This window comes from Vibrio sp. B183, from assembly GCF_000740665.1.
Lineage (GTDB): Bacteria > Pseudomonadota > Gammaproteobacteria > Enterobacterales > Vibrionaceae > Vibrio > Vibrio coralliilyticus.
Window position 1 is genome coordinate 542,651 of the sequence record NZ_JPQB01000004.1, and the last position, 24,643, is coordinate 567,293.

General features: G+C 46.5%; 22 protein-coding genes (1 of these 22 only partly in view). 12 read left to right on the forward strand and 10 right to left on the reverse strand.

Translation table 11 applies throughout. The features are described 5' to 3' along the window. Nucleotides 1-39 precede the first annotated feature (39 nt). Together IX95_RS05530 and IX95_RS05535 are read right to left on the reverse strand one after the other, a co-directional pair. Nucleotides 40-939, reverse strand: a complete 900-nt coding sequence (locus tag IX95_RS05530) for a DMT family transporter (RefSeq protein WP_038157535.1) — start codon at nucleotides 937-939, stop codon at nucleotides 40-42. A 147-nt stretch (nucleotides 940-1,086) separates the two neighbouring features. Continuing rightward, entirely contained in the window at nucleotides 1,087-2,796 is a 1,710-nt protein-coding gene (locus tag IX95_RS05535) for a phospho-sugar mutase (protein WP_038157537.1), read from the reverse strand. Between the two features lie 396 nt (nucleotides 2,797-3,192). Between IX95_RS05535 and coxB the strand changes: the two genes are divergently transcribed. From coxB to IX95_RS05560, 4 genes are read left to right on the forward strand one after another with little or no spacing between them, the layout of a single operon-like run. After that, nucleotides 3,193-4,308: a cytochrome c oxidase subunit II gene (gene coxB, locus IX95_RS05545; protein ID WP_420906753.1), complete on the forward strand. Its 1,116-nt coding sequence runs from the start codon at nucleotides 3,193-3,195 to the stop codon at nucleotides 4,306-4,308. Next, complete coding sequence (gene ctaD / locus IX95_RS05550) at nucleotides 4,305-5,963, forward strand: cytochrome c oxidase subunit I (RefSeq protein WP_038157542.1); 1,659 nt, start codon at nucleotides 4,305-4,307, stop codon at nucleotides 5,961-5,963. Before coxB ends, ctaD begins: the two co-directional genes overlap by 4 nt. A 10-nt stretch (nucleotides 5,964-5,973) precedes the next feature. Beyond that, nucleotides 5,974-6,576, forward strand: a complete 603-nt coding sequence (locus IX95_RS05555; RefSeq protein ID WP_038157544.1) for a cytochrome c oxidase assembly protein — start codon at nucleotides 5,974-5,976, stop codon at nucleotides 6,574-6,576. Then, nucleotides 6,573-7,457, forward strand: coding sequence for a cytochrome c oxidase subunit 3 (locus tag IX95_RS05560; RefSeq protein WP_006960388.1), 885 nt, complete (start codon nucleotides 6,573-6,575; stop codon nucleotides 7,455-7,457). Before IX95_RS05555 ends, IX95_RS05560 begins: the two co-directional genes overlap by 4 nt. A gap of 12 nt (nucleotides 7,458-7,469) precedes the next feature. Here the strand turns inward: IX95_RS05560 and IX95_RS05565 are convergent, their stop codons facing one another. Then, on the reverse strand, nucleotides 7,470-7,709 hold the full coding sequence (locus IX95_RS05565) for a DUF2909 domain-containing protein (protein WP_038157546.1): 240 nt from the start codon (nucleotides 7,707-7,709) through the stop codon (nucleotides 7,470-7,472). On the opposite strand from IX95_RS05565, the gene IX95_RS05570 reads away from it, so the two are divergent. The 4 genes from IX95_RS05570 to cyoE are packed head-to-tail and all read left to right on the forward strand — an operon-like array spanning nucleotide 7,699 to nucleotide 10,938. After that, nucleotides 7,699-8,448 (forward strand): SURF1 family protein, encoded by a 750-nt coding sequence (locus IX95_RS05570; protein WP_038157548.1) that lies wholly within the window; start codon nucleotides 7,699-7,701, stop codon nucleotides 8,446-8,448. The two genes, IX95_RS05565 and IX95_RS05570, sit on opposite strands and share 11 nt — an antisense overlap. Continuing rightward, nucleotides 8,441-8,989 (forward strand): hypothetical protein, encoded by a 549-nt coding sequence (locus IX95_RS05575; protein WP_038157550.1) that lies wholly within the window; start codon nucleotides 8,441-8,443, stop codon nucleotides 8,987-8,989. Before IX95_RS05570 ends, IX95_RS05575 begins: the two co-directional genes overlap by 8 nt. Nucleotides 8,990-9,010: 21 nt before the next feature. Next, nucleotides 9,011-10,045, forward strand: a complete 1,035-nt coding sequence (locus IX95_RS05580) for a COX15/CtaA family protein (protein ID WP_038157551.1) — start codon at nucleotides 9,011-9,013, stop codon at nucleotides 10,043-10,045. After that, nucleotides 10,042-10,938, forward strand: a complete 897-nt coding sequence (cyoE, locus tag IX95_RS05585; protein WP_006960393.1) for a heme o synthase — start codon at nucleotides 10,042-10,044, stop codon at nucleotides 10,936-10,938. The genes IX95_RS05580 and cyoE overlap by 4 nt, the downstream gene beginning before the upstream one ends. A 30-nt stretch (nucleotides 10,939-10,968) precedes the next feature. Here the strand turns inward: cyoE and IX95_RS05590 are convergent, their stop codons facing one another. From IX95_RS05590 to IX95_RS05605, 4 genes are read right to left on the reverse strand one after another with little or no spacing between them, the layout of a single operon-like run. Continuing rightward, complete coding sequence (locus IX95_RS05590; protein WP_038157554.1) at nucleotides 10,969-11,883, reverse strand: amino acid ABC transporter permease; 915 nt, start codon at nucleotides 11,881-11,883, stop codon at nucleotides 10,969-10,971. A gap of 56 nt (nucleotides 11,884-11,939) precedes the next feature. Beyond that, nucleotides 11,940-12,779: a transporter substrate-binding domain-containing protein gene (locus IX95_RS05595; protein ID WP_038157556.1), complete on the reverse strand. Its 840-nt coding sequence runs from the start codon at nucleotides 12,777-12,779 to the stop codon at nucleotides 11,940-11,942. A gap of 12 nt (nucleotides 12,780-12,791) precedes the next feature. After that, nucleotides 12,792-13,589: an amino acid ABC transporter permease gene (locus tag IX95_RS05600; protein WP_038157560.1), complete on the reverse strand. Its 798-nt coding sequence runs from the start codon at nucleotides 13,587-13,589 to the stop codon at nucleotides 12,792-12,794. Next, entirely contained in the window at nucleotides 13,586-14,305 is a 720-nt protein-coding gene (locus IX95_RS05605; RefSeq protein WP_038157562.1) for an amino acid ABC transporter ATP-binding protein, read from the reverse strand. Before IX95_RS05605 ends, IX95_RS05600 begins: the two co-directional genes overlap by 4 nt. 307 nt (nucleotides 14,306-14,612) lie before the next feature. On the opposite strand from IX95_RS05605, the gene aroG reads away from it, so the two are divergent. Continuing rightward, entirely contained in the window at nucleotides 14,613-15,665 is a 1,053-nt protein-coding gene (gene aroG / locus IX95_RS05610) for a 3-deoxy-7-phosphoheptulonate synthase AroG (RefSeq protein WP_038157564.1), read from the forward strand. A 202-nt stretch (nucleotides 15,666-15,867) separates the two neighbouring features. Then, nucleotides 15,868-16,107, forward strand: coding sequence for a hypothetical protein (locus IX95_RS05615; protein WP_235202584.1), 240 nt, complete (start codon nucleotides 15,868-15,870; stop codon nucleotides 16,105-16,107). A 46-nt stretch (nucleotides 16,108-16,153) separates the two neighbouring features. Here the strand turns inward: IX95_RS05615 and IX95_RS05620 are convergent, their stop codons facing one another. Both IX95_RS05620 and IX95_RS05625 read right to left on the reverse strand, forming a co-directional pair. After that, the gene (locus IX95_RS05620; protein ID WP_081885405.1) at nucleotides 16,154-18,211 is read right to left on the reverse strand and encodes an alpha-amylase; all 2,058 of its coding nucleotides are present in this window, start codon (nucleotides 18,209-18,211) and stop codon (nucleotides 16,154-16,156) included. Between the two features lie 130 nt (nucleotides 18,212-18,341). After that, complete coding sequence (locus IX95_RS05625; RefSeq protein ID WP_029236130.1) at nucleotides 18,342-18,740, reverse strand: helix-turn-helix domain-containing protein; 399 nt, start codon at nucleotides 18,738-18,740, stop codon at nucleotides 18,342-18,344. A gap of 95 nt (nucleotides 18,741-18,835) precedes the next feature. Here IX95_RS05625 and IX95_RS05630 point away from each other — a divergent pair, with 95 nt between their 5' ends. Then, the gene (locus IX95_RS05630; RefSeq protein WP_038157571.1) at nucleotides 18,836-19,744 is read left to right on the forward strand and encodes an aldo/keto reductase; all 909 of its coding nucleotides are present in this window, start codon (nucleotides 18,836-18,838) and stop codon (nucleotides 19,742-19,744) included. Nucleotides 19,745-19,779: 35 nt separating this feature from the next. On the opposite strand, the gene IX95_RS05635 is transcribed toward IX95_RS05630, so the two are convergent. Beyond that, nucleotides 19,780-21,369 (reverse strand): EAL domain-containing protein, encoded by a 1,590-nt coding sequence (locus IX95_RS05635; RefSeq protein ID WP_038157574.1) that lies wholly within the window; start codon nucleotides 21,367-21,369, stop codon nucleotides 19,780-19,782. Between the two features lie 350 nt (nucleotides 21,370-21,719). Between IX95_RS05635 and IX95_RS05640 the strand changes: the two genes are divergently transcribed. Further along, nucleotides 21,720-24,643 carry part of the coding region annotated (locus tag IX95_RS05640; protein ID WP_038157577.1) for a retention module-containing protein on the forward strand (this coding region is incomplete at its 3' end). Its footprint extends 399 nt past the window's final position, so 2,924 of the 3,323 annotated nt are shown.

Sequence of the window (24,643 nt, forward strand, 5' to 3'; positions counted from 1 at the left end):
CGTTAATGACAAGTATAGACACCCCGAGAGGGTTTGAAGCTATTTCGCCCGTTGGAATGGTGGCTTCAAATGTTGCCCAAAGACATTGATTAATGCGCCAATGACAATCAACGAGCCACCCAAATATGTCCAATAGGATGGGATCTCGTTGAACACCCAAGCACCAAGTAGGGCCGAAAAAACAATTTGCACATAGGAATAGGCTGAGGCTTTGCCTGCGGCTTGAGTCTGCATCGCTTTGGTTAGCCCGTATTGACCTATCTGAGTAAAGACGCCAACTAGGATCAGCATCAAGGTCAAAAATAGACTTGGCCACACAAAATCATCGCCTATCAAGATCATAGAGGTTGGTAGGGCCATCAGTGGAAAATAGAAAATAATCACTGAGCTATCTTCTGTCTGGCTTAATCGACGGACAATCACATAAGCAATAGAGCTACCAAAGGCACCAAGTAGTGCCATCATCACGCTAAACAGCGGTAAGTCTGAGCTGGAGCCTGTTTGCATGCTCGGCTGAACCATCACACCTAAACCCATTAAACAAAGCGCGATGCAGATCATAGTCGAAAACTGAATGCGCTCTTTGAGAAATAGCACGCCAAGTAAGGCAGTAAACACAGGGTGCACGTATTGGAGGATGGTTGCTTCCGCTAGCGGAAGGGTTGTCACCGAATAGTAAACGCACATGAGAGCGACCGTGCCGACTGCACCGCGAAGCATTAATAAGGGCTTATTGTGTCCCCACACTGAAATGCGCTTGCGTTTGACATCAAGGTAACTGATCACCAGCGAAACTAACGCCCTTGCGCCAACAATCTCAAACACCGGAATACCATAGTTGCTCACGTATTTGACGCAGGCCGACATTAAGGCAAAGCCAAGCGCCGAAAGCAGCATAAAACGCACCCCAACAGGGATGACAGATAAAACGGTATTCATGACGATTCAATCACTAGAGGAAAGTGGAAGCCAAACTTTAACATATTTGTCAGTTTGAAGGTGTTTGGGGATTGAAATAAGAGTAGAGATATAGAAAAGCGGCTAACCAGCCGCTTTGTAAACAGGTACTTTCGAGACGATGACTCGTTAGTGATCCAAACTTGTTTGGTGCTCACTGATCAGCATATCCAGCGCTAGCTCAGCTTTTTCTTCCGCGACGGAAAAGCTATCTGCTGCATCAAATGCTTCGACGACTTCGTAATAGCACTTCAGCTTAGGCTCCGTACCTGATGGACGAACGATGACACGTGCACCGCCAGATAGGTGATAGATCAAAACGTCACTGGCTGGTAAGTCAATAGATTCAGTTTTTCCGTCTGCAAAGGTGCGTGTTGAAGACTTCAAATCTTCAATCACTTCGACTTTACGGCCCGCGATTTGACTTGGCTGCGCAGCTCGTAGCTTGTCACCTACAGGCGGTGCTTTTGGATCGAGCGCAGTGCTATGTTGAGCATTGATGTACATACCGTGCTCGCGATAAATGCTTTCCAATTGATCCCACACCGTTTTCCCCTGACTCTTTAGCTCGGCGGTTAGCTGAGAGAAAGCGACCAGAGCAGACAAGCCATCTTTATCCCACACTTTATTACCCACGGTGTAGCCAAGTGCTTCTTCATAAGCGAACAGGAACTGTTTCTCTGCGGTTTGCTTTTGCATGGCGATATTGGTCAGCCATTTGAAACCCGTCAGAGTTTGGTAGTACTCAGCGCCATGAGAAAGTGCAATCTTCTTAAGCAATGTCGAAGACACGATAGTATTACCAATCAACTGTTTGTTCGCATCAGTATGGCTAAGTAGGTAGTTGCCAAATAGAGAACCCACCTGATCGCCCGTTAGCATCTGGTATTCGCCATCAGGTCGACGAGCAGCAACCGCAAAACGGTCTGCGTCTGGGTCATTGGCACACGCAATGTCGGCGTTATTAGCTTTCGCCAACGCGACCACCATATCCATGGCACCAGCTTCCTCAGGGTTAGGGAAGTTCACAGTCGGGAAAGATCCATCGGGCTCACGTTGTTCGGCAACGCTGTAGATTTTGGTGAAGCCTGCATCTTTCAGCAGTGTTTCTGCCATGTCAGCACCCACACCATGCATTGCGGTATAGGCTACGCCAACCGCTTCCGGCTGTTGATGATTAGCCAGCAGTGGGTTGCCATTCATCGTTTGACGATAAGTCTCGTAGTAGTCTTCTTTTAGCCACACGAGAAGATCATGCTTTTCTGCATCATCAAGATTCATCAGAGGGATGGGTTTTGTGGCGGCTTCGTCGATTTCTCCAGCAATACCAGAGTCATGAGGAGGGATGATTTGAGCGCCATTTTCCCAATACACTTTAAAACCGTTGTACTCGGGTGGGTTGTGGCTGGCCGTGACGACAACAGCAGCGGCGGCATTAAAATGACGAACACCAAATGCAGCGATAGGTGTCGCAGCTACATCGTGTGTCAGGTATACCTTGATGCCTAAAGAGGTCAATACAGAGGCGGTATCATGAGCGAATTGCTTTGAATCTGGGCGTCCATCATACCCAATGACAACGCCACGTTTTACTGCATCTTGAACGTGCTTAATAAGATAATGACCAAGCCCGGTAGCCGTTTCCTGAATAACAAGTCGGTTCATTCGATTTGGACCACAGCCGACTTTTCCTCGTAAACCAGCAGTACCAAACTCCAATCTCTGGCTAAATCGGTCAGCTAATTCTTGATACTGTTCTTTATCAATCAAGTGTTGAAGTTCTTCACGAGTACGTGGATCCGGATCTTTTTCCAACCAACGAGTAACTTGTTCCATCATAACTTATTTCTACCTTTAACTATCGTTATCCCAAGTGTATGACATTTGGGAAATAATGGATGGATATTAAGTGATATTGATTATCATTTGCGAGAGCGCAATCGCTAAACCAATTATTGTGATCAATCTTCAATTTAACCTGCTCAAATTAGCGACATTTCCATTAGCACTTTCTTGCACAATTAGTAAACGCCAACTAGCTTTTATTAACATAACTATAACAAATTACATCGAATTTGCTGTTTACAAGGAATTTTCCGCACCCTTTGGCCCACTAGGACTTTTTTGCGTCATTCAGGCTAAAGGGCGCCTTGGATAAATCATCAGAGATGATGCCTCAGGCAGAGGAGAGGTCTTTTGAAAAGATTACAGGTTTCACTGTGGCAACTGATCAATGTGTTGTTTGTTGGCTTTGCTACTTCAGTCAACGCTGAAGAGAACACCTTGAACATGACCAGAGGTGTGACAGGCATCAGTAATGAAGTCTATGACTTACACATGCTGATCTTCTATATCTGTTGCGCTATTGCCGTCGTGGTATTCGGGGCAATGTTCTATTCCATGTACCATCACAGAAAATCAAAAGGGGCCGTGGCGGCCAACTTCCATGAAAGTACCAAAGTGGAAGTGATTTGGACGGTCATCCCCATCATCATTCTGGTTCTCATGGCAATTCCGGCGACTCGTACGCTTGTCGCCATGGAAGATACGTCCCAATCCGATCTGACGATTAAGGTCACTGGCTCCCAGTGGAAGTGGCACTACAGCTACTTCGGAGAAGACGTTGAGTTTTTCAGCTTGTTAGCAACCAGCCAAAAAGCCATTGATGGTATAGAAGAAAAAGGCGCACATTATCTTCTTGAAGTTGATAACCCTCTCGTGTTGCCCATCAACCGAAAAGTACGATTCCTCCTGACTTCCGATGATGTAATTCACTCTTGGTGGGTACCTGACTTTGCAGTGAAGAAAGACACGATCCCGGGCTTTATCAACGAAGCGTGGACGCGCATTGATGAGCCCGGTGTTTACCGTGGTCAGTGTGCAGAGCTATGTGGCCGCGCACATGGATTCATGCCCGTCGTTGTTCATGCCATGGAAGAAGACAAATACGATGCTTGGCTATTGGCGAAAAAAGCTGAGATAGAGCAAGCGAAGCAAGAAGCGGCAGCATCTCTAACCGCGTCATTATCACAAGAAGAGTTGATGGCGATAGGTGAGAAGGTTTATGTCGACCGATGTGCCGTCTGTCATCAGGTGAGCGGCGCGGGTATTCCAGGAGCTTTCCCTGCGATTACAGGCAGTAAGATCGCGACGGGTGATGTTGATACTCACATTGACGTTGTAGTTAACGGTCGGGCAGGGACCGCAATGCAGGCTTTTGCTAATCAGCTTTCGGACAAAGAAATTGCGGCTGTGGTGACGTACCAGCGTAACGGTTTAGGAAACAGTACGGGTGATGTGGTGCAGGCATCCGATGTGAATGCATTTAAGGCATCCAAGGAGGGGCAATGAAAACGTCCAAACCTGAGTCAATGAATTCTGAGTCAGTCAAATCAGCACCAGCGGCTGATGCCGAGTTAGGCAGAGCAAACAGTGCGATTGCCATTGATGATCATGAGCATCACGAAGCGCCTTCTGGCATAGCTCGCTGGATTTATTCCACCAACCACAAAGATATCGGGACGCTTTACCTTTGGTTCAGTTTCATTATGTTCTTGACCGGTGGAGCCATGGCGATGATCATTCGCGCTGAGTTGTTCCAACCTGGCCTGCAATTGGTCGAGCCCCAATTCTTCAACCAGATGACGACCGTGCATGGTTTGATCATGGTGTTTGGTGCGGTCATGCCTGCCTTTACTGGTTTAGCCAACTGGATGATTCCGATGATGATTGGTGCGCCAGACATGGCGTTACCACGGATGAACAACCTCAGTTTTTGGATCTTACCTTTTGCGTTCTTAATCCTGATAGCTTCGTTATTTACGGAAGGTGGGGGCCCTGATTTCGGCTGGACTTTCTACGCGCCGCTTTCTACGACTTATGGGCCTGACAGTACGGCGTTGTTTGTGTTCTCAGTACACATCATGGGGATTAGCTCGATCATGGGGGCAATCAACGTGATTGTGACTATCGTCAATATGAGAGCGCCGGGGATGACATGGTTCAAGATGCCGATGTTTGTCTGGACTTGGTTGATTACTGCTTTCTTGTTGATTGCAGTCATGCCTGTGCTGGCGGGGGCAGTGACGATGGTCCTTACCGACAAATACTTTGGCACATCATTCTTTGATGCCGCGGGTGGTGGTGACCCTGTGATGTTCCAGCATATCTTCTGGTTCTTCGGTCACCCCGAAGTGTACATCATGATCTTGCCTTCGTTCGGTATTGTATCGGCCATCATCCCAGCGTTCAGTGGTAAAAAATTGTTTGGTTACCACTCGATGGTGTACGCCACTTGTAGTATCGCGCTGTTGTCCTTCTTGGTTTGGGCACACCATATGTTTACAACAGGGATGCCCGTATTCGCCGAACTCTTCTTTATGTATTGCACCATGCTGATTGCGGTGCCCACTGGGGTCAAAGTGTTCAACTGGGTGGCTACGATGTGGCGGGGCGCGATGACATTTGAGACACCGATGTTGTTCGCCATTGCTTTCATCATTCTGTTTACCATCGGTGGGTTCTCTGGCCTTATGCTGGCGATTGTTCCCGCAGACTTCCAGTATCACGATACGTATTTTGTGGTCGCGCACTTCCATTATGTGTTGGTCTCAGGGGCGGTATTCTCGATTATGGCCGCCGCTTACTATTGGCTACCGAAATGGACAGGGCATATGTATGACCATAAGTTGAGCTTGTGGCATTTCTGGTGCTCAGTGATTTCGGTCAATGTCTTATTCTTCCCAATGCATTTTCTTGGCTTAGCTGGGATGCCACGACGCATTCCTGACTATGCGATTCAGTTTGCCGACATCAATCAGATAGTGTCGATTGGTGGTTTTGCCTTTGGTTTGTCTCAGCTCATTTTCCTCTGGTTAGTGATTAAGTGTATCCGCGGAGGAGAAAAAGCTGAGGCAAAACCGTGGGATCGTGCTGAAGGGTTGGAGTGGACAGTTCCAAGCCCAGCACCGCACCATACATTCTCTACCCCACCGAAAGTGGATTGAGGGATGCGCTATGGATGGACAACAGCAATCCAATAACAGATTAACCTTAAAGCTGCTGGCAGCAGTGGTGGCGATGTTTGGCTTTGGTTTTGCGCTTGTCCCGTTATATGACGTGATGTGCGAGGCTTTAGGAATCAACGGAAAAACAAATACTGAGTCTGCGCTACAGCCACAGGGTATGGTTCCTGACACATCACGTCTTATTCGAGTTGAGTTTATGGCACACAGAAATCAGGGTATGCCTTGGTTGTTTGAACCTAAGCAACAGTCAATGGATGTGCATCCCGGAGAAGTGATTCAGACGGCCTACATAGCAACAAACCAGTCATCCATAGCTACTATCGGTCAAGCCGTCCCTTCGGTATCACCGGGTATGGGCGCGTCATATTTCAACAAAATTGAATGTTTCTGCTTTAATCACCAACCACTGGAAAGCCTGGCGAAGGCCGAGATGCCTTTGATCTTCTACATTGAGCCAGATATTCCAGAGTCGATTCATACATTAACGCTGTCGTATACCCTCTACGACATTACGGATAAGGTTCCTCAACCCGTTGAAGTAGCACGAACGGAACCGAGTGGCGACCTCACACAGCAAGGAGCTAAGCCATGAGTTCAAAACATCAATCATATTATGTTCCCGCTCAAAGCAGCTGGCCAATTGTCGGAGCGGTTGCGCTGTTTCTTATCGCGGTTGGCGCGGGGATCACGGTGCAGAACATGGCCGAAGGTGGAGAAGGCAGTATCTTCGGTAAGTTGATTCTTCTGGCTGGATTCCTGTTTCTGCTCTACATGTTTGCGGGTTGGTTTAGCAATGTGATTACCGAGTCGATGACAGGTAAGTATTCTGAGCAAATCTCGCGCTCTTTCAGGCAAGGGATGAGTTGGTTTATCTTCTCTGAAGTAATGTTCTTTGGCGCCTTTTTCGGAGCACTATTTTATGCGCGCATGATCTCAGTGCCTTGGTTGGGTGGCGCGAGCAATAATGCGATGACTCATGAAGTTTTGTGGCCCGCGTTTGAAGCACTTTGGCCGCTGACGACCACACCTGATGGTGTCACAACGACAGCGATGGGATGGCAGGGCATTCCGCTGATTAACACCCTGATTCTTCTGACTTCCTCTATCACTTTGCATATGGCCCATACGAGTCTTGAGCAGAACAAACGCATGGCGCTCATCGTATGGCTAGAAATTACGATTGTTCTGGCGGGCTTTTTCCTTTATTACCAAGGTGTTGAGTATGCCCATGCCTATCAGGATCTCAATCTCACTCTGCAATCCGGCATATATGGCAACACTTTCTTCTTATTGACCGGTTTCCATGGCATGCACGTTTTCTTAGGGACGACATTCTTAATCATACTGCTCGCCCGTGTGGCAAAAGATCACTTTACTCCTAAGGACCACTTCGCGTTTCAGGCAGGCAGCTGGTACTGGCACTTTGTCGATGTGGTTTGGCTATGTCTGTTTGTTTTTGTTTATGTGCTGTAGGTGTGTTCGCCCTTAGTAAGGACGAGCATTAGGTTCAATAAAACCTGTAAGAAGGGCGGCGATCAATAACACAACGGCGAGTGCAGAGAGGAACACCCGTCGGCCAAGGTAATAACTCATAGGCTTATCTTGGCGAGGCTCCTCATCACTTTCAGGCTGAGGCCCTTTCACCATTTCGAGCATCGCTCTTGCGAGGTTTACGATGATAAACAGTAGTAACACTACCAACAGCGATTTGAAGATGAATACCATAAAGTCTTCCTTATCAGTTCAGATGAAGTCGTACTCGTTTTGGGTTGGTCTGTTATTAACTGTGGTTGCCTTTTCTATTTTGGTCAACTTAGGCCTATGGCAACTATCGAGAGCAGAAGAAAAGCAGCAAATGGAGCGGTTTTTGGATGTACGAGAACAGGCTCCTGCAATCGATATTACGCAGCTAAACGTTACCGAGAACCGCTATCTTACAGGTATGCGTGTTACCGCTGAATTAAGACCCATCGAGGGAAAGTACCTATTGCTCGATAATCAAACCTATCAAGGTGAGGTTGGTTATTTGGCTTATCAGCTTATGGAGTTTGGGGTTGATCGCGCGGTTTTGGTGGAACGTGGCTTTATTCCTTCAAAGGGCCAGCGAGACAACTTGCCCAGCGTTGACTGGCTGAACAGCCCACTGATATCAGAAGCGAGAGTTTACCAGCGCTCTTCGAACCCGCTGAGTGATGAGCTGTATATTGAGCCGGGTGTTCCGCATCGAATTCAAAATCTCAATATTGCTGAACTTGAACAATATTGGCAGCACCCAATAGAGCCATACATTTTACAGCCCCGTACGTCAGATTGGCCCTATGGACAGCCTTGGAAACCTGTCCCGCTGGGGTCTGCTAAACACACAGGATATGCCGTTCAGTGGTTTAGTATGGCCGCGGCCCTAGTGATGTTGAGTGGCTGGGTTTTTATCAGAGCATTAAAACAAGGAGGTCAGGATGGCTAATCCAGTTACAAGAGGCAGAATCATTCTGGTTGCCTTGGTACTAATGTTTGCTTTGCCCGCAGTCATTGCCAAGACATTTCTCGCCAATCATTGGTATGAGTCTGGCGTGACAAACAAAGGCCAATTGATTGAACCAAAACAAAGCTTTGATGGGCTTGGAATCAGCAATCCTTATGCAAGCGAGCAATGGCAGTTGGGGTATTTGATTCCGCAGCAATGTGATGAATTCTGCCTTAAGCAGGTGTACTTGCTGGGTCAAAGTCATTTAGCGCTGGGTAAATATCAGAGCCGCGTCGCGCCTGTGCTGCTTGTCTCTGAGCTCAGTGATACATCGGTATTGGAAAAGGGTGGGTTTGAAGCCATCAAAGTGAATCAAGCCTTCCATCAGGTTGTGTCTGACTTTGAGTACGTCATTGTCGACCCATTGGGCCAATTGGTGATGCGTTATCCCAAAGTGGAATCACAAGACGATTTGGTTCGCCAAAGCAAAGATGTACTAGCGGACTTAAGGAAACTACTTAAGTTATCAAGAGTAGGCTAACAGCAGGGAAGGAGTTTGGTTATGGGATTGACCAATTTAGTTCGCCTAAGTCTCGTATTGACGTTCATCGTCATCATGCTTGGTGCCTATACTCGACTGGCTGACGCTGGACTAGGATGTCCCGATTGGCCGGGATGTTATGGCCAGTTGACCGTACCTAGCGATCAACAAGAAATCGCACTGGCAAAATCCTTGTATCCAGAGCTCACTGTTGAAGCGAATAAAGCTTGGCTGGAAATGATCCACCGTTATTTTGCGGGCACGCTGGGTTTATTGGTGTTTGCTATTTCATTTCGAGTGATTAAAGAGAAGTCGTTGCCTTATGGCTTACCGATTGTCATCTCTTTAGTGGTGGTTTTTCAGGCGCTCTTGGGTATGTGGACGGTAACCATGAAGTTGATGCCACTGGTGGTGATGGGGCATCTTCTTGGCGGGTTTACACTGTTTTCTCTACTTGCACTTCTGTATTGGCGGCTACTTGATCGCAAGTCACATATTGAAGCCGTCCCTCATGTATCTGGTTGGCTAAAGTTTCTCGCCCCTGTCACTTTGTGTTTTGTTGTTATTCAAATAGCCTTGGGCGGCTGGACGTCGTCTAACTACGCCGCCTTAATGTGTACAAGCTTACCGGTATGTGAAGGGAACTGGACAGAGCATCTGGATTTTGACCGCGCTTTTCAGTTGATACAACCCAAGCAAGAAACCTACGAGTTTGGCACGTTAGACTATGGCGCTCGCATGACGATTCATGTTACGCACCGATTTGGTGCTGTGCTGGTGGCTTTGTTGTCCATCAGTTTACTTTGTGCGTTGCTATGTGCCAGAAATCCTAAGCTAACAAGTGCCGCTTTCAAAGTGGGTGTGTTGCTGATTCTACAAATCAGTTTAGGTATTGCTAATGTCTTACTTAGCTTACCTCTTGTGGTGGCGGTTGCGCATAACCTAGTTGCCGCTTTGTTGCTGCTTTCAGTCCTCCATGTCAATTATCTGCTGCGACAGAAAGTCACTGCTAATGCCCATTCCACTCGATTTTTTCGTAAGGAGAGTTCGCGATGAGTAATTCTATCAGTCACATCTCTGAACAAGACCGATCATTATGGCGAACCTACCTCACTCTGACTAAGCCGAAGGTGGTTGCTTTAATGCTGCTTACAGCGCTGGTCGGAATGTGTTTAGCGGTGCCAGGATCACTACCTGTTCAACAATCAATTCTTGGTATGTTGGGGATTGCTTTGATGGCAGGTTCTGCTGCGGCATTTAACCACCTGATTGACCGACGAATTGATGCGGTTATGGCTCGAACATACAAGCGACCTCTGCCGTCGGGTGAACTCAATGTGCGCAATGTGTTTGCGTTCGCCACTGGAATCGGGCTCGCCGGATTTGTGGTCTTGTATGTCTGGGTTAATGCGTTGACGGCTTGGCTGACTTTTGCCAGTTTGCTGGGCTATGCCGTTATCTACACCATGTACTTAAAGCGCGCTACGCCACAAAACATCGTCATTGCGGGGATTGCTGGTGCGATGCCGCCGTTACTTGGTTGGACGGCTGTCACAGGTGAAATGCATGCTAATGCCTGGTTGCTTGTGATGATTATCTTTATATGGACCCCTCCGCATTTTTGGGCATTAGCGATTCATCGCAAAGAGGATTATGCCAAAGCCGATATACCAATGCTGCCTGTCACGCACGGTGAGGAATACACAAAAACATCAATACTGCTTTACACCGTATTGTTACTTATCGTTTGCCTGTTTCCTGTATTGGTTGGGATGGCAGGAGTTTTCTACCTAGCCTCCGTAACAATACTGTCTGCGCTGTTTGTCTATCACGCTTGGAAGTTGAAATTTGGTACTGACGAGAAGCAAGCCATCAAAACATTTAAGTTCTCTATTTGGCATCTGATGTTGCTATTTTCAGCGCTACTAGCCGAGCACTATTTGATTTGAGGGAAGTTTTGATTTGAGAGAAGCACCTGTCTAGCCATTTGCTTGATGTTTTAATGAATGACGCTCAAGCCTTTTAAATAAGGTAGAAAGCGTCAGGCAAAATATCAGGTAAGTGGCGCCTACAATTAGCCAAATTTCAAAGATAAGGCCGGAGGAATTTGCCATCTCTGTGCCAACGAAAGTCATTTCTTGAATCGAAATCAGTGACACAATCGAGGTATCTTTGACTAATGAAATGGCTTGTCCGGCAAGTGCAGGAGTAATTGCGGCTAATACCTGAGGGGCGATTACCAAGCGGTACTTAGCCCAAGTGGACAGCCCTAATGCGTCTGCCGCTTCCCATTGTCCTTTTGCTATTCCAGCCAAACCTGAACGTACTATTTCAGCCACATAGGCAGAGGAAAGGATCCCGACACAAAGTACGCCAGACAGCAGGTTTTCCCATAGAGGCTTAGGCCCGAACAACATCGATTGCAACGCATTCGACTCTCCGGAGTACTCCCTCAGAATCCCTTCCAATCCGATAGCGGGAATGAGCTGATTTGAGATAAAAAAGTAGAAGATAAACACAAAGACCAGCGGGGGAATATTTCGGATTAACTGGATATGCACATTAGCCAGTGAGCGAAATACGTAAATGGAAGAATGCCTCGCCACACCAATGAGTGTTCCTAAGGTTAGTGCCAATAGCATTCCCCAAATACTGAGTCGTAATGTCGAGATCACACCCTGAATGAAGTAGGGCAACGACCCATCAGAGCGTGAAGTAAAGATTAGCGTGAATGCTTCGCTCCATCGCCAAGTGTAATTCACTCCGATAGAAGCGCGTTGGTAAAGCCAGAATCCAAACACAGCTAAAGCAAGCAATAAAACCAAATCTAGCTTATTGAAGCTTAAGCTGGGTTTTCTGTCCTGACTGGCGGTCAGTAAATTCGATTTATTCACCTAACGTCCTGCTAATCTTTATGTCTTATCAATCATCCTAGGTTTAAGAAACGTGGTTATTGACCGGTTGCAACTTGCTGCTGCCAGTCGAGCGTCGCGAACCAGTACTCGTATCTTTGCTCAAGCCAGCCATCCTCGGTACGGGCTTGTATCCACTGGTCGAAGAAGGCTTGTTTGTCGCTTTCACCAAGACGAACGGCGAAAGCCTCGTTGCCCTTAGACAGGCGCTCATTAAACGGGATAAACAGTTTGTCGGTATTCTTCACAGCTTCATGTTCAGGTTTAGGGCTAGAAGCAATCACAGCGTGAGCGTTACCATTGAGGACTTCCTGAAACGCTTGAGCATCATCGTCGAACTGAAGAATCTTAGCTTTCGGAAAAGCCTCTCGAGCGACTTGTACCGTGAAGGCGCCACGGCGTGCAGCGATTTTAACGCGTCGAGAATTGAAATCGCTCATTTCAGAAAAGCCTGAAGCCAGTTCTTTATTGGCAGCCACCTGAACACCAGAGTGTGAATAAGGAGTGGTAAATAAGACACTCTTAGAGCGTTCGGGAGTCACGCTCATGCCGCCAATAATGACATCAAATTTTTTCGCCAGAAGCGCTGGAATAATGCCATCCCAAGCGGTGGGTACAAATTCGACTTTCCAGCCAGAATCCGCGGCAAGACGTTCAGCTACATCGATTTCGAAGCCGATTAAATCCCCTTGCTTGTCGCGCATTGCCCATGGGACAAAGGTCGACATTCCGACGCGTAAGGTGCCGCGCTCGTTAATCTTATCCAAATTTGGGGTTTCACTGGCGAGCGTTGGTAGCGCTACTGCTAGCCCAAGCAAAGCGGTAATCGCTTGCTTGAAAGCTCTCAACGAACGAATCTTTTGTCCTAAGTGTTTCATTTGATTTCCTTATTATTGAGCACGCCATTGGGCGCCAAGTTTGTGTTCTAGCCAAGCGGAGATTCCCGAGAGTGACAGTGTGAGCAAAAGATATATCGCTGCCACGCTAAACCAAATTTCAAATGGCATAGCGGTTTCCGAAACAATGTTTCTTCCTTCTGTCGTTAGGTCGAATATGGCCATTACGCTGACAATTGATGAATTCTTAACCAGAGAAACCACTTCATTGGTCAAAGGCGGTAACGTTCTTTGCAGTAATTGCGGGAAGATAACGTCGTAGTAGGTAGAGAAAGGGCTGAGTCCAAGGGAGCGAGCAGCCTCAAACTGACCTTTAGGGATGCTGTTCAGGCCTCCACGAAAAATCTCAGCGGTGTAGGCACCCTGGAAAAGTGAGAGCGCCAAAATCGCAGTCGCGAATCTATCAAGGCCGATCACAGGCCCAAAGACGAAATATAAAAGGTATATCTGAACCAGAAGCGGCGTATTGCGAATCAGCTCAATATAAGTATTTGCGATGGTTCGACCTACAACAGACTGAGAAAGCTTAAGCAAAGCCGTCAGCATTCCAATCAGCAGAGTAAACAATAGGCTCCAGGCCGATATCTTGATAGTGACCCACAAGCCTTCGAGCAGTTCAGCAGGCCACCACTCACCCTCTTCATAGAAGGCGATATAGTCAGGTACTCGGTGCCATTGCCATTGGTAATCTATTGCTTTCGCACCCGAATCCAGCAGCCACCACAGCCCTAAACCTAGTATTAGGATTTGAGCGAAGGCGGACAAAACGGGCTTTAAAATTCGGCTAATCATTGGTGGCTCAGGATTTGCTCCAGAAACTGTTGTGTTCTAGGGTGTTGCGGCGCACTAAATAATTGCTCAGGAGTAGCCATTTCGAGTATTTCTCCTTGATCCATAAATATCACTCTATCGGCCACCTTTCGGGCAAAGCCCATTTCATGTGTTACGCATATCATTGTCATGCCGTCTGTGGCTAAATCTGTCATCACTTCCAAAACCTCTTTGATGGTCTCAGGATCTAAAGCGGAGGTTGGCTCATCAAACAACAAAATCTCGGGTTTCATACACAAAGAGCGTGCAATGGCGACACGCTGCTGCTGCCCGCCAGACAATTGAACGGGATATTTATTTGCTTGCTCCGTGATGTTGACGCGATCTAGAAAGTGCATGGCTGTATCGATGGCTTGTTGTTTCGATTGCTTCAATGTGCGCATCGGTGCCAGCGTCAGGTTCTCTAATACGGTTAAGTGAGGAAAAAGATGAAAATGCTGAAAAACCATGCCGACTTTTCCCGGTGAGACAGAGGACAAAGGCTGGCCGAGTACCTGAATATTGCCTTTTGAGATGGTTTCCAACCCGTTAACGGTTCGAATTAAAGTCGATTTTCCAGAACCAGAAGGGCCACAAACGACTAACCTCTCTCCTCTCTGTACAGAGAGGCTAATATTCTTCAGTGCCTGAAAATGGCCGTACCACTTGCTGACGTGTGTAAAATCGATGGCGCTCATGCCGGTTCTTTATATGCATTTATTTGTATTTCCACCTTAACAATATCAAAGAGATATTGCATCTCATGCGGTTCAAATAGAGCTAGAAAGCCTGATATTGCTCACTATTTATCGTATGTAATTTAAATTTTACATACGGTGTAAAATGTAAAAATAGAAGAAATATTGCCTTTTGGTTTAAAAAGTGGTTGCAAGCATCGTTTTTGATAGATAAGTTACAGGGAAGATGAAAAACAAAATAGAGCATTTATGCACCACTAATTTTTGGTGCGGTGTTCAAGCCAAGAGAAATAGGAAGACGTAAGCAATGTTCCAGACTGATGATGTACGAATTAGTAAAGTAAAAGAATTATTACCGCCAGTAGCTGTTTTAGAGAAGTTTCCGGCGACTGAAACTGCGTCTTCAACGACTTTTCGCTCTCGTGAAGCAATCTCTAAGATTCTAAACGGCGATGATGACCGCCTGCTGGTTATCGTTGGTCCTTGTTCTATTCACGACCCTGAAGCAGCAATCGAATACGGTAAGCGTTTGAAAGTACTGCGTCATGAGCTAGGTGACCGTCTAGAAGTCGTGATGCGAGTTTACTTTGAGAAGCCACGTACAACTGTGGGTTGGAAAGGTCTGATTAACGACCCGTACCTGAACGACACGTTTAAGATCAACGATGGTCTGCGCATGGGTCGTAAGTTGCTGCTGGATCTAACTGATCTTGGCCTACCAACGGCGAGTGAATTCCTTGATATGATCACTCCGCAGTACGTTGCAGACTTAATCAGCTGGGGTGCTATCGGCGCACGTACTACTGAGTCTCAGGTACACCGTGAACTGGCTTCAGGTATCTCTTGCCCAGTCGGCTTCAAAAACGGCACTGATGGCAACATCAAAATTGCATCAGATGCAATCCGCAGTGCGAGTGCTTCTCACCACTTCTTGTCAGTCACTAAGTACGGTCACTCAGCAATCGTTGAAACTGCTGGTAACCCAGACTGCCACATCATCCTACGTGGTGGTAAAGAGCCTAACTACAGTGCTGAGCATGTTGGTGCTATTAAATCTGAACTTGAAGCGTCAGGTCTGCCTCAGAAGGTGATGATCGACTTTAGCCATGCTAACAGCTCGAAGCAGTACCAGCGCCAGATGTTGGTTTCGGAAGATGTTGCGGGTCAAATTTCTGCAGGTGAAGATGCTATTTTTGGTGTAATGATTGAGTCACACCTAGTTGAAGGTCGTCAAGATCTTGTTGATGGTCAAGCTCCAACTTACGGTCAGTCTATCACTGATGCGTGTATTGGTTGGGAAGATACTGAAAAGGTTCTTCGTCAGTTAGCTGATGCAGTAGAAGCTCGTCGTAACAAATAACTTATCTCTTATTTGTAAGAAAAGCTCCCAAGTCGGGAGCTTTTTTCGTTTTAGGGGTTTAATTGAACACTGTTTAATATATTATGGAAATCAAACTTATCGACCCCAATGATTCATGAAGCAAACGTCAAAGATTATCTGGACTGTGATACTATGCTTGGCTTTATCCCCATGGACTCGCGCGGCCCAAAGCGAGAGTGATTTGTTTATTTACACTCTGCCCAAGTACGATGACTCGCGCAATGAGATGAACCAAGACCCGATTGATGTAAAGGTCGATAGTACATCGCCTCCACCAGCTTTGAAGCTAGATTATGAGGTCCCTTGCGATCTCAAGTGTGGCATCGGTCATACAGGACTGTTCTTACTTTATATTGCAGCGGAAGGACAGAAAGATCAGCAATACCGGTATTCATTAATGAATCCAAACTACGAACCTTAATCTGACTAATTTGAACAAGGGCTCTCGGTAGAGAGCCCTTGTATATTTATTTACCAACGAAACCTACAACAACCGTGTCGCCTTCCAAACTCCGAGAGAAAACATAGGCTGAATTGTTGCCAATTTCTTCGTGTACACCAGCTCCTATTGCAGGATGGGATTGACGGAACTGGCCTAACGTTTGCCAGTGTTTGAGAAGTTGTTGGCGCTCTTTACTTAGCTCCCACAGCATGTCAGAGCGAGTGCCTTGATGGAAGTCATCTGCATAGGGGCCTAAATCTCTTCCCACTTCATCACCGTAGTAAACCTGAACAGCGCCGGGGCTAAGTAATAAAGCGTTGGCGGCGTTACGCTGCATCTCAAACGAGTTGAAGCGACTGAAAAACAGTTCTGTGTCGTGTGAAGACATGTAGCTGACAGGGGTAAAATCTGGCGTTTCTTGCATTGAATCGGCGTAGTTTTGATATGTCTCCTGCATTTGGCTCAGGCAAGCGGCAGCTTTGTCGAGCTTCTTCTGCATATCAAAGTTGATTAGCGCATCGAAACCTTGGTCAGCATAAGGAGAGCGGTAAGCAGAATGACCCCAGACTTCACCCATCATCCAGAAAGGTTGTCCGATCTGATTATTATTGGCACGCCATTGCTCAAGGCTCTTTGTTGCCTCGTTTTTCAACCGTTTCCACACATCTCCTTCAACGTGTTTAACTGTATCAACTCGAAAACCATCAATACCAAATCGTTTGACCCAGTCGGTTTGCCACTCGATGAGATAGTCGGATACGATGTAGCTTTCGCGTACTTGAACGCGGGTTCCTGGATTGTTGAGTAACCATTCTGGTGGTGTAACGTGCTGCTCAGACTCGGTCAAAAAATCAGGTAAGCCGGCTAGTGTCATGGTGATGTCGCTTGAGCCGGGTTTGCTGTAGCCTGGCAGACCTGCACGAACCCAGTCTTTACCCCACCACTGATGCCAGTTAGAACTCGTGTAATCAACGGAATCATTAAAGCTATGCCAGTTCTGCCCTGATTTGGGTGCCCAGTCTTGCCATTTATCGGGCATATTTTCGGTGTTAACAACGTTTATGTTGTCGAACTGTAAGTCTGCCAGTGTCGAGTAACCTGAATGATTGAACACGGCGTCAAGGAAGATACGCATACCGCGTTTGTGCGCCTCTGTGACCAGCTGTTTTAGATCCTCTTCATTACCAAAGTTTTGGTCAATTTTAGTGAAATCACGAGTCCAGTAACCGTGGTAGCTATAGAATGGAAAACTGCCTTTCTCTCCACCACCGACAAAGCCGTGGACTTGCTCTACGATAGGAGAAAGCCAGATCACGTCAGTGCCAAGGCTTTGAATATAGTCGAGCTTTTCGGTAAGTCCTTTAAGATCCCCTCCATGAAAGGTGCCTATCTCTTGTTTGCCATCTTTCTTTCGGCCATAGCTGTGGTCATTGGATCTATCTCCGTTGTTGAATCGATCCACCATGGCGAAATAGATATTGGCGTTTCGATAGTCGAATTGCGCAGAGGAGGCGCTGGCGTCGGCCTGTTCAAGTAGAACAAGTCCACCACTGTTCGGGGAGGGCTTTAATCTGACTTGGTCGTTTTGCACGGTAACAAGTTGATTTGAAAATGCTTCTCTTAATTGAGTACCATCAGTGAAGGTGCCACCTAAAGAAAGTGTCACCTCTCCACCTTTGTATTGCTCGCAAACAACATCAGGGATAGGGCGGGTAAACTTCTTGGCTGCGACTTTCTTAGTTTCTCGAGCTATCGTGATCGTGTTTTGGCCCTCATCGTAGGCAAATGAGTAGTCACCACTGAAGCGAATTTTGACCGATAATTCAGTGTCGCTACTGCAATTGAGGCTCAGTGGTTTACGGAACTTAACTTTCTGTTCTGCTACTGATGGGCACGTACCATCGATCCCCGATATATTAACTTGATAAGTTTCTTTTTTGAGTGGCAGGACCAATGGATCCGATGCGCTTAAAGGGAAATCCCGACTTGTGGTGGTGGTTGACATGGTGAGAGTCGGCGCGGCTATACTTGCTGAACTGATTAGGGCAGTCAGCACAGCAAGAGATACATGTGTTTGCTTCACGTTCATTCCTTGATTGTTTTTTAAACAAGGTTAAACCGATTACTTTAAGCTGACATCATTCCCCTAATCTACGCCCCTAAATTTGCTCAAAATCACAGCAGTCATCCTTTATGTTATACGAATGACAGTTTCAGCGTTGTGCCTTTATCTGGAGGTTTAAAAATTGCACCATGGCAGATTCATCCAGGTAGCCATCGGCTTTCTTGTGACCTCGTAGATATTGATAGCCTGCAATGACATGGCGGTGTTGTTCGTGGTCTTTTGGCTCAAAGCCATGGACGTGTCGATAGGCCATTATATAGGCGTCCATGTCGACCACTTCAGCTTGTCTATATAGATACCCGCAGCCAGTAGCCAGCCATTCAAGTGAACAGTTGGCTTTCATGGCTATCTGATTAGCTTTCGACAAACTCGGTTCACTCCCGTTGAGGTATTTGCGAATCAGGGCTTCTGAAAGTTCTACTCGGCGAGCAAAACCAGAAACCGACTCCTCACCAATCAATTGTTTTAGCCGTTCGGAGAAACTCAATTTTTCGTACTCTGGTTCGAATTTGTTGTCAGTATACGTTGAGCATTGAATTAAACAAGAATACTGTAAAGGCAGTTTTTATTAGGAGGTAAGTGATGGTGTCTAAAGTCACAATTGCGCCGCAAGGCCCGGAGTTTTCTCAACTGGTTCAGGGTTACTGGCGCCTTGCAGAATGGGGTATGACGCCTCAGCAAAGATTGTCGTTTCTCAAGCAACATATTGAGTTAGGTGTTACAACAGTCGACCATGCCGATATCTACGGCAATTACGAATGTGAAGCTCTATTTGGTGAAGCGCTAAAGTTAGATCCTGCCGTCCGTGATGAAATCGAGATCGTCACTAAGTGTGATATTAAGCTTTGTACCGACAAATTTCCTCAACGCAAGGTTAACCATTATGACACCAGTGCGGGGCATATTTATGAATCTGTTAACAATTCGCTTGCACGTCTGAACATCGAGCAAATTGATGTCTTGCTTATCCATAGACCTGATGTACTAATGGATGCGGATGAAGTAGCTGATGCGTTTAATGAATTACACAAAGTTGGCAAGGTGAAGCACTTTGGCGTGTCTAACTTCACTCCAAGTCAGTTTGATCTTCTACAATCTCGTGTGGCCAAACCGCTCGTTACTAACCAGGTTGAAATCAATCCATTGAATTTTGAGGTTGCCCATGATGGTACGTTAGATCAGCTTCAAATGAAGCGCGTGCGACCAATGGCATGGTCTTGTCTCGGCGGCGGGAGCATCTTTACTGGTGCAACCGAGCAGGCACAACGTGTTCGTGATGAACTAGAAGCAATCCGATGTGAAGTAGGTGCGCAGAGTATTGATCAAGTCATCTACGCATGGGTAAATAGACTGCCATCACGACCTCTGCCTATTATTGGTTCAGGAAAAATTGAACGCGTGAAAAGCGCTGTTGAAGCGATGGACATTGAGCTCACTCGTGAGCAATGGTATCGCGTTTGGGTAGCCTCTAAAGGTCATGGTGTGCCATAGGCCATTCAAAAGGAGTCAGCTTAGCTGGCTCCTTTTTAGTAACAGATAGAACGATTGGCAAAACGAACACTAAACGGTGTGACCGTATATTCGACAAGTGCCTCCGGCTTTATCGGCCTCGAATAGTAAAAACCTTGGATGTAGCGGACGCCAAGCTCATTCAACTGGCTGATCTGAAGTTCGTTTTCTACACCCTCAGCAATAACCTTCATGTTCAGTTCTTTTGCTAAGCTGACCATAGACTGAATAACAGGTTTAATATGAGTGTCTGCGCCTAAGCTGTTAATGAAAACCTTATCTATTTTCATCACATTAAACTTGTGCTGTCTTATCAAATTTAAACCGGAATATCCGGTACCAAAATCATCCACAGCGACTTCAAATCCAAGCTGGCTTATACGTTGCAAAGAACTGAGAGCATTCTTAAGTTGATCGACAGGGAAATCAAGGTTTTCCGTCACCTCTATTAGAATGTGCTGCACGTAAGCTGGGTTTTCTTTGGCGTAAGACTGTAGAAAAGCCATGAAGCGAGGCTTGAGTAATGATGTACGGCTTAAGTTGATACTAATGTAATGATTACCCAGGTTATGGCCATTCTGTGTTAGGAACTCCGTCACCGATTGAAAGGTGTGGCGAGTCAAATCATCAATGAGATCCAACTTCTCTGCGAGTGGAATAAATATTTCAGGAGAAATGCGTCCTTTCAACGGGTGATTCCAACGCAGCAAGGCTTCACTACCGACCACATTGCGTGTTTCGATATCCACAATCGGTTGCAAATACAGTTCGATCTGACGCTCGCTAATGGCTTTATTTAAACAGAATTCGATCGAATGCCTGACAAGAGTGTGATGGCGCAGCAGGATATAAATCAGTGACAAGGCGAAAGCGAACAACACGACCTGCCAAATGTTTTGTTGGTAGTGGTGAAGATAGGCGGCGGTATCAAGCTGGATTTTGACCGACAACGGATAGAGTTGTGATGAGAAGTTGAAAGGCGTGGTCATATATTCAGAAACCTGATGTTGTCCCTGAATACTGCGGCTGAGAACTTGAATCTGATACCCATAGTGTTGATTGTCTAACAGAGAAGACGTTTGTTGCAGAAACTGATTAGGTGGAAGCAGCGCGTTAATACCTGTTCCGTCATCGGAAGAGACATAAATGAAAAATGAATTGAGCTTGCTTTTTGATTTGGTCAGCGAAATGGTGATGTTATTTGATGACTCTGAAATGCGTTGCAACACGGAAGAAAATAAGCGGATACGGGTTGGTCCTTCGTTACTGGTGCAGTAAACATGTGAGCCTTGATATAAGCCAATCTCTTTAATCATATCAGAGTGGAACATATGAGCACGAAGGGCGAGTTTGTCTTCTTCGCTACACGAAGCGCTCACATTCTTCTTTAGGACGATTAATTCGCTGGCTACTCGGTCGATATAATTTTCCAACGTGGTCACAGAGTGGTGGCCGTCGAGAACGGCCTGTTCTCTCGTTTGATGGTAGTTCCAAATAAACGACACGATAAATACTGCCCCAAATATGCCCGCTATGGGAAATAAATTGGGTAAATGCGCAAAAACTTCTCTTCCATTAGCCAAGTAACGCTGAATTTTGTAATTCATGAAGACATCAATGTCCGTATAGTATTTTCTTTACTTTAAGAGTTATCTATCAAAGATGATGTTTTTCATAGCCTTATTTTGGCGTTTAACGTATTTTTTAATCTGTTTTCTCACTTGTGAGACTTTTGGCGGCGAGCATGAGTTAACTGTTGAATATCATGCAGTTAGCTAAAGGGTGACAGTGTGCAATTAGGTCTATACTTACTCTAATAGCGAACAACGGCCATATTGCGGAAATAAGCACTGGAATCACGTACAAATTTTGATATTTTTGTCGCCAATACGCTTGTTGAATATTATTAAAATTCTTAATTGTTGTTGACTTGCTTAGTCAGATTGAGGGGATAAGTATGGAAGTCGAAATTGTACGCCAGGCTCGCATCGTTGAAGAGGTAAATGGTGATGTTATTGCCGTGAAGCCAGATGGTGCTGCGAGAAAAGTCATTCAAGGCGAGACTATCCAATCGAATGAAATTATGATCACCGCTCGTAATGCCTCCGTGGTGTTGAGTGCTAGTGGCATTCCTTCAATTGTTGACGAAAATAGCATTTCCTTAGAATTAGAGAATGTAGATGGAAACGCTTGGCATTCTGCGCAAGTTAACGGTGACATTGGATTTGATTTTACCCAGATTGGCGACGGTGCTTTAAGTGAAGATGACATCGCAGCGATCCAAGGCGCCATTTTAGAAGGTGCTGACCCGACTCAAATTCTAGAAGCAACTGCTGCCGGCGCAGGTGGTGCTGGTTCTGCTAATGGCGGCTTTGTGACCATCGAATACAATGGCACCGAAGTGTTAGCAAGCACTTTCTTCGAAACATCTGCGCAAGCACAAGACGATGCAGAAGAGACAGAAGATGAGCTAAGAACGTTAGTATTTGCTGCTGGTGGTGAAAGCATTTCAGAAGCGCTTGTTGAGGGCTCTCTATCAGCTGGTACTTACCCCCAGTCAGAAACAGCAACCGTCACCGTCTTTGCTGGTGACCTTCCCTTAGATGCTGATAGTTTTGTCCCTGAGCCTGCTTCACTCGCTAGCTTATTGGCTGAACTCAATGCTGATATCACATCTTCAGGCGAAGCCGTTACGTTTACTTATGATTCGGCCGAGAACGCCATTATCGGTGTCAACGCTCAAGGTGAAGTGTTGCGCATTGATATTGATACGACTCTGGTCGGCAAAGATGTCAGCCTTGAGCTGACCACAACAGTAAGCCAGCCTATTGATCATGTAGATTCTGTTGGTGGTGGACAAGTTGCAATCAGCGATGATCAGATTTCAGTCAGCTTTGATATCACTGGTGCTGATTCAGGTGGTAACGCTATTCGAGCTCCTATCGATGCTCAGGTTTCAATTGGCGATGGCGTTAATCCAACACCTCAAGCGACGAATGTTAAGAACGTCGAATCTGATTCAACGTTAATCCAAGGCGAATTCGTTGAAATTGGCAGTGATGCACTGGCCTCAGTAACGTTTGACAGTTCTGCACTTCAGCAATTTGATGGCTTACTCAGTGACAATCAAATCACGACGGCAACGCTGTCAGATGACGGGACAACAATCACGTTAACGGCTGATGGTTCAGGAGATACCGTACTGACGGTTAGCGTTGATACGCAGGGGCAGTATGAGTACCAGCAGTTTAAGCCTTTGGAGCACAATGGCTCTGATACGATTTCTCTTTCGCTGCCTACCACTATCGTAGATTACGACCAGGACACGGTAACCAATGACCTTAATATTGAGATTACTGACGGCGACAACCTTGTTATTACTAATGTTGATGGGTTGAGTCTTGATGAATCAGGTGTTGCTGGTGGTTCGCAAGTTGGCACTGCTGTGGTTTCGGGTAGTGGTTCTATTACAGCCACCGCAGGCAGCGATATTATCGATCACTTTGAGTTGGAGCCTAGCGAATTTAATACCGATGGTTCACTGACTTCACAGGGGCAGCAGGTCACCCTTGAGCTAACGGCTAATGAGAACGGTGTTCGAACGTACGAAGGTGTGATTGTTCTCAACGGCAGCCGTGTCACAGTGTTCGAAATTAAGGTGGATTCACCTGCGCAAAGTGATTATGAGTTCACGTTGTTTGAACAGCTTGATCATTTAGGTGCGAACGATGAGTCATTGACGATTGAACTCCCAGTTTACGCGGTTGATGCGGATGGTGACCGTTCTGAATTAGCGGGCGGTACGGGTTCCGAGGAAGCAGGCAAGATTCTCATCCAAGTGAAAGACGATGCACCGACGATTAGCGGCGCTGACGCTTTGTCTCTTGACGAAGATGACCTCGCTTCAGGCTCCTCACCAGACGCGGCTTCTTTGACGGCAAACGGTCAGTTTACTGTAACTGAAGGTGCAGATACGGTAGTTGAATACCGACTCGATACGAACTCTAATCCAGTAGCAGGTTTGAAGTCCGATGGCTTGGCGGTATCGCTGAATGAAACCTATGACAGCGCAACTAATACTTATACCTATACTGCTTCAACGTCTGCTCAGGATGTATTTGTCCTGACGATAAAAGGAGATGGCACCTACTCATTTGAGTTGAAAGGACCGATTGATCATGCTGCGAATGCTGATGATCAAACATTGAATTTCGCGGTTATTGCTAAAGATAATGATGGTGATACGGTTGCCCAAAATATTTCTGTCAATATTGTCGATGATGCTCCTTCGATAACCCATGCTGAGGCGTTAATCGTCAATGAGAATGACTTAGCCAGTGGCACTAGCCCGGACGCGACACGCGTGAGCAAAGACGGAGATTTCACTACGCTTGAAGGTGCGGATAAGGTCGTGAGCTACGAGCTTGACCTGACCACCAACCCGATTGATGGCCTGACTTCTCAGGGCAAAGCGGTGACGCTCTCTGAGTCCATCGATGCCGATGGTGTGGCGACGTACACGGCTTCCAGCGTGGATGGTGATGTGTTTGTGCTGACGTTGCGCCCTGATGGCAGTTACACCTTTGAGCTAAAAGGTCCGATTGACCATGACGCTAACAGCGACAGTGAACGCTTTGATTTCACAGTGGTGGCGACCGATACCGATGGCGACACCGACCGCATTACTCTGCCTGTGACGATTGGCGATGATAGCCCGAACATCGCATCGGCTGAGGCGTTAATCCTCAACGAGAATGACTTAGCCAGTGGCACTAGCCCAGACGCGACACGCGTGAGCAAAGACGGAGACTTCACCACGCTTGAAGGTGCGGATAAGGTAGTGAGCTACAAGCTTGACTTGACCACTAACCCGATTGATGG

Excerpts from the sequence above, each read along its gene's own strand:
- IX95_RS05530 (WP_038157535.1), bottom strand. The coding sequence starts at position 939 with ATGAATACCGTTTTATCTGTCATCCCTGTTGGGGTGCGTTTTATGCTG.
- IX95_RS05535 (WP_038157537.1), bottom strand. The coding sequence starts at position 2,796 with ATGATGGAACAAGTTACTCGTTGGTTGGAAAAAGATCCGGATCCACGT.
- ctaD (WP_038157542.1), top strand. The coding sequence starts at position 4,305 with ATGAAAACGTCCAAACCTGAGTCAATGAATTCTGAGTCAGTCAAATCA.
- IX95_RS05555 (WP_038157544.1), top strand. The coding sequence starts at position 5,974 with ATGGATGGACAACAGCAATCCAATAACAGATTAACCTTAAAGCTGCTG.
- IX95_RS05560 (WP_006960388.1), top strand. The coding sequence starts at position 6,573 with ATGAGTTCAAAACATCAATCATATTATGTTCCCGCTCAAAGCAGCTGG.
- IX95_RS05570 (WP_038157548.1), top strand. The coding sequence starts at position 7,699 with ATGAATACCATAAAGTCTTCCTTATCAGTTCAGATGAAGTCGTACTCG.
- IX95_RS05565 (WP_038157546.1), bottom strand. The coding sequence starts at position 7,709 with ATGGTATTCATCTTCAAATCGCTGTTGGTAGTGTTACTACTGTTTATC.
- IX95_RS05575 (WP_038157550.1), top strand. The coding sequence starts at position 8,441 with ATGGCTAATCCAGTTACAAGAGGCAGAATCATTCTGGTTGCCTTGGTA.
- IX95_RS05580 (WP_038157551.1), top strand. The coding sequence starts at position 9,011 with ATGGGATTGACCAATTTAGTTCGCCTAAGTCTCGTATTGACGTTCATC.
- cyoE (WP_006960393.1), top strand. The coding sequence starts at position 10,042 with ATGAGTAATTCTATCAGTCACATCTCTGAACAAGACCGATCATTATGG.
- IX95_RS05595 (WP_038157556.1), bottom strand. The coding sequence starts at position 12,779 with ATGAAACACTTAGGACAAAAGATTCGTTCGTTGAGAGCTTTCAAGCAA.
- IX95_RS05600 (WP_038157560.1), bottom strand. The coding sequence starts at position 13,589 with ATGATTAGCCGAATTTTAAAGCCCGTTTTGTCCGCCTTCGCTCAAATC.
- IX95_RS05605 (WP_038157562.1), bottom strand. The coding sequence starts at position 14,305 with ATGAGCGCCATCGATTTTACACACGTCAGCAAGTGGTACGGCCATTTT.
- aroG (WP_038157564.1), top strand. The coding sequence starts at position 14,613 with ATGTTCCAGACTGATGATGTACGAATTAGTAAAGTAAAAGAATTATTA.
- IX95_RS05630 (WP_038157571.1), top strand. The coding sequence starts at position 18,836 with ATGGTGTCTAAAGTCACAATTGCGCCGCAAGGCCCGGAGTTTTCTCAA.
- IX95_RS05635 (WP_038157574.1), bottom strand. The coding sequence starts at position 21,369 with ATGAATTACAAAATTCAGCGTTACTTGGCTAATGGAAGAGAAGTTTTT.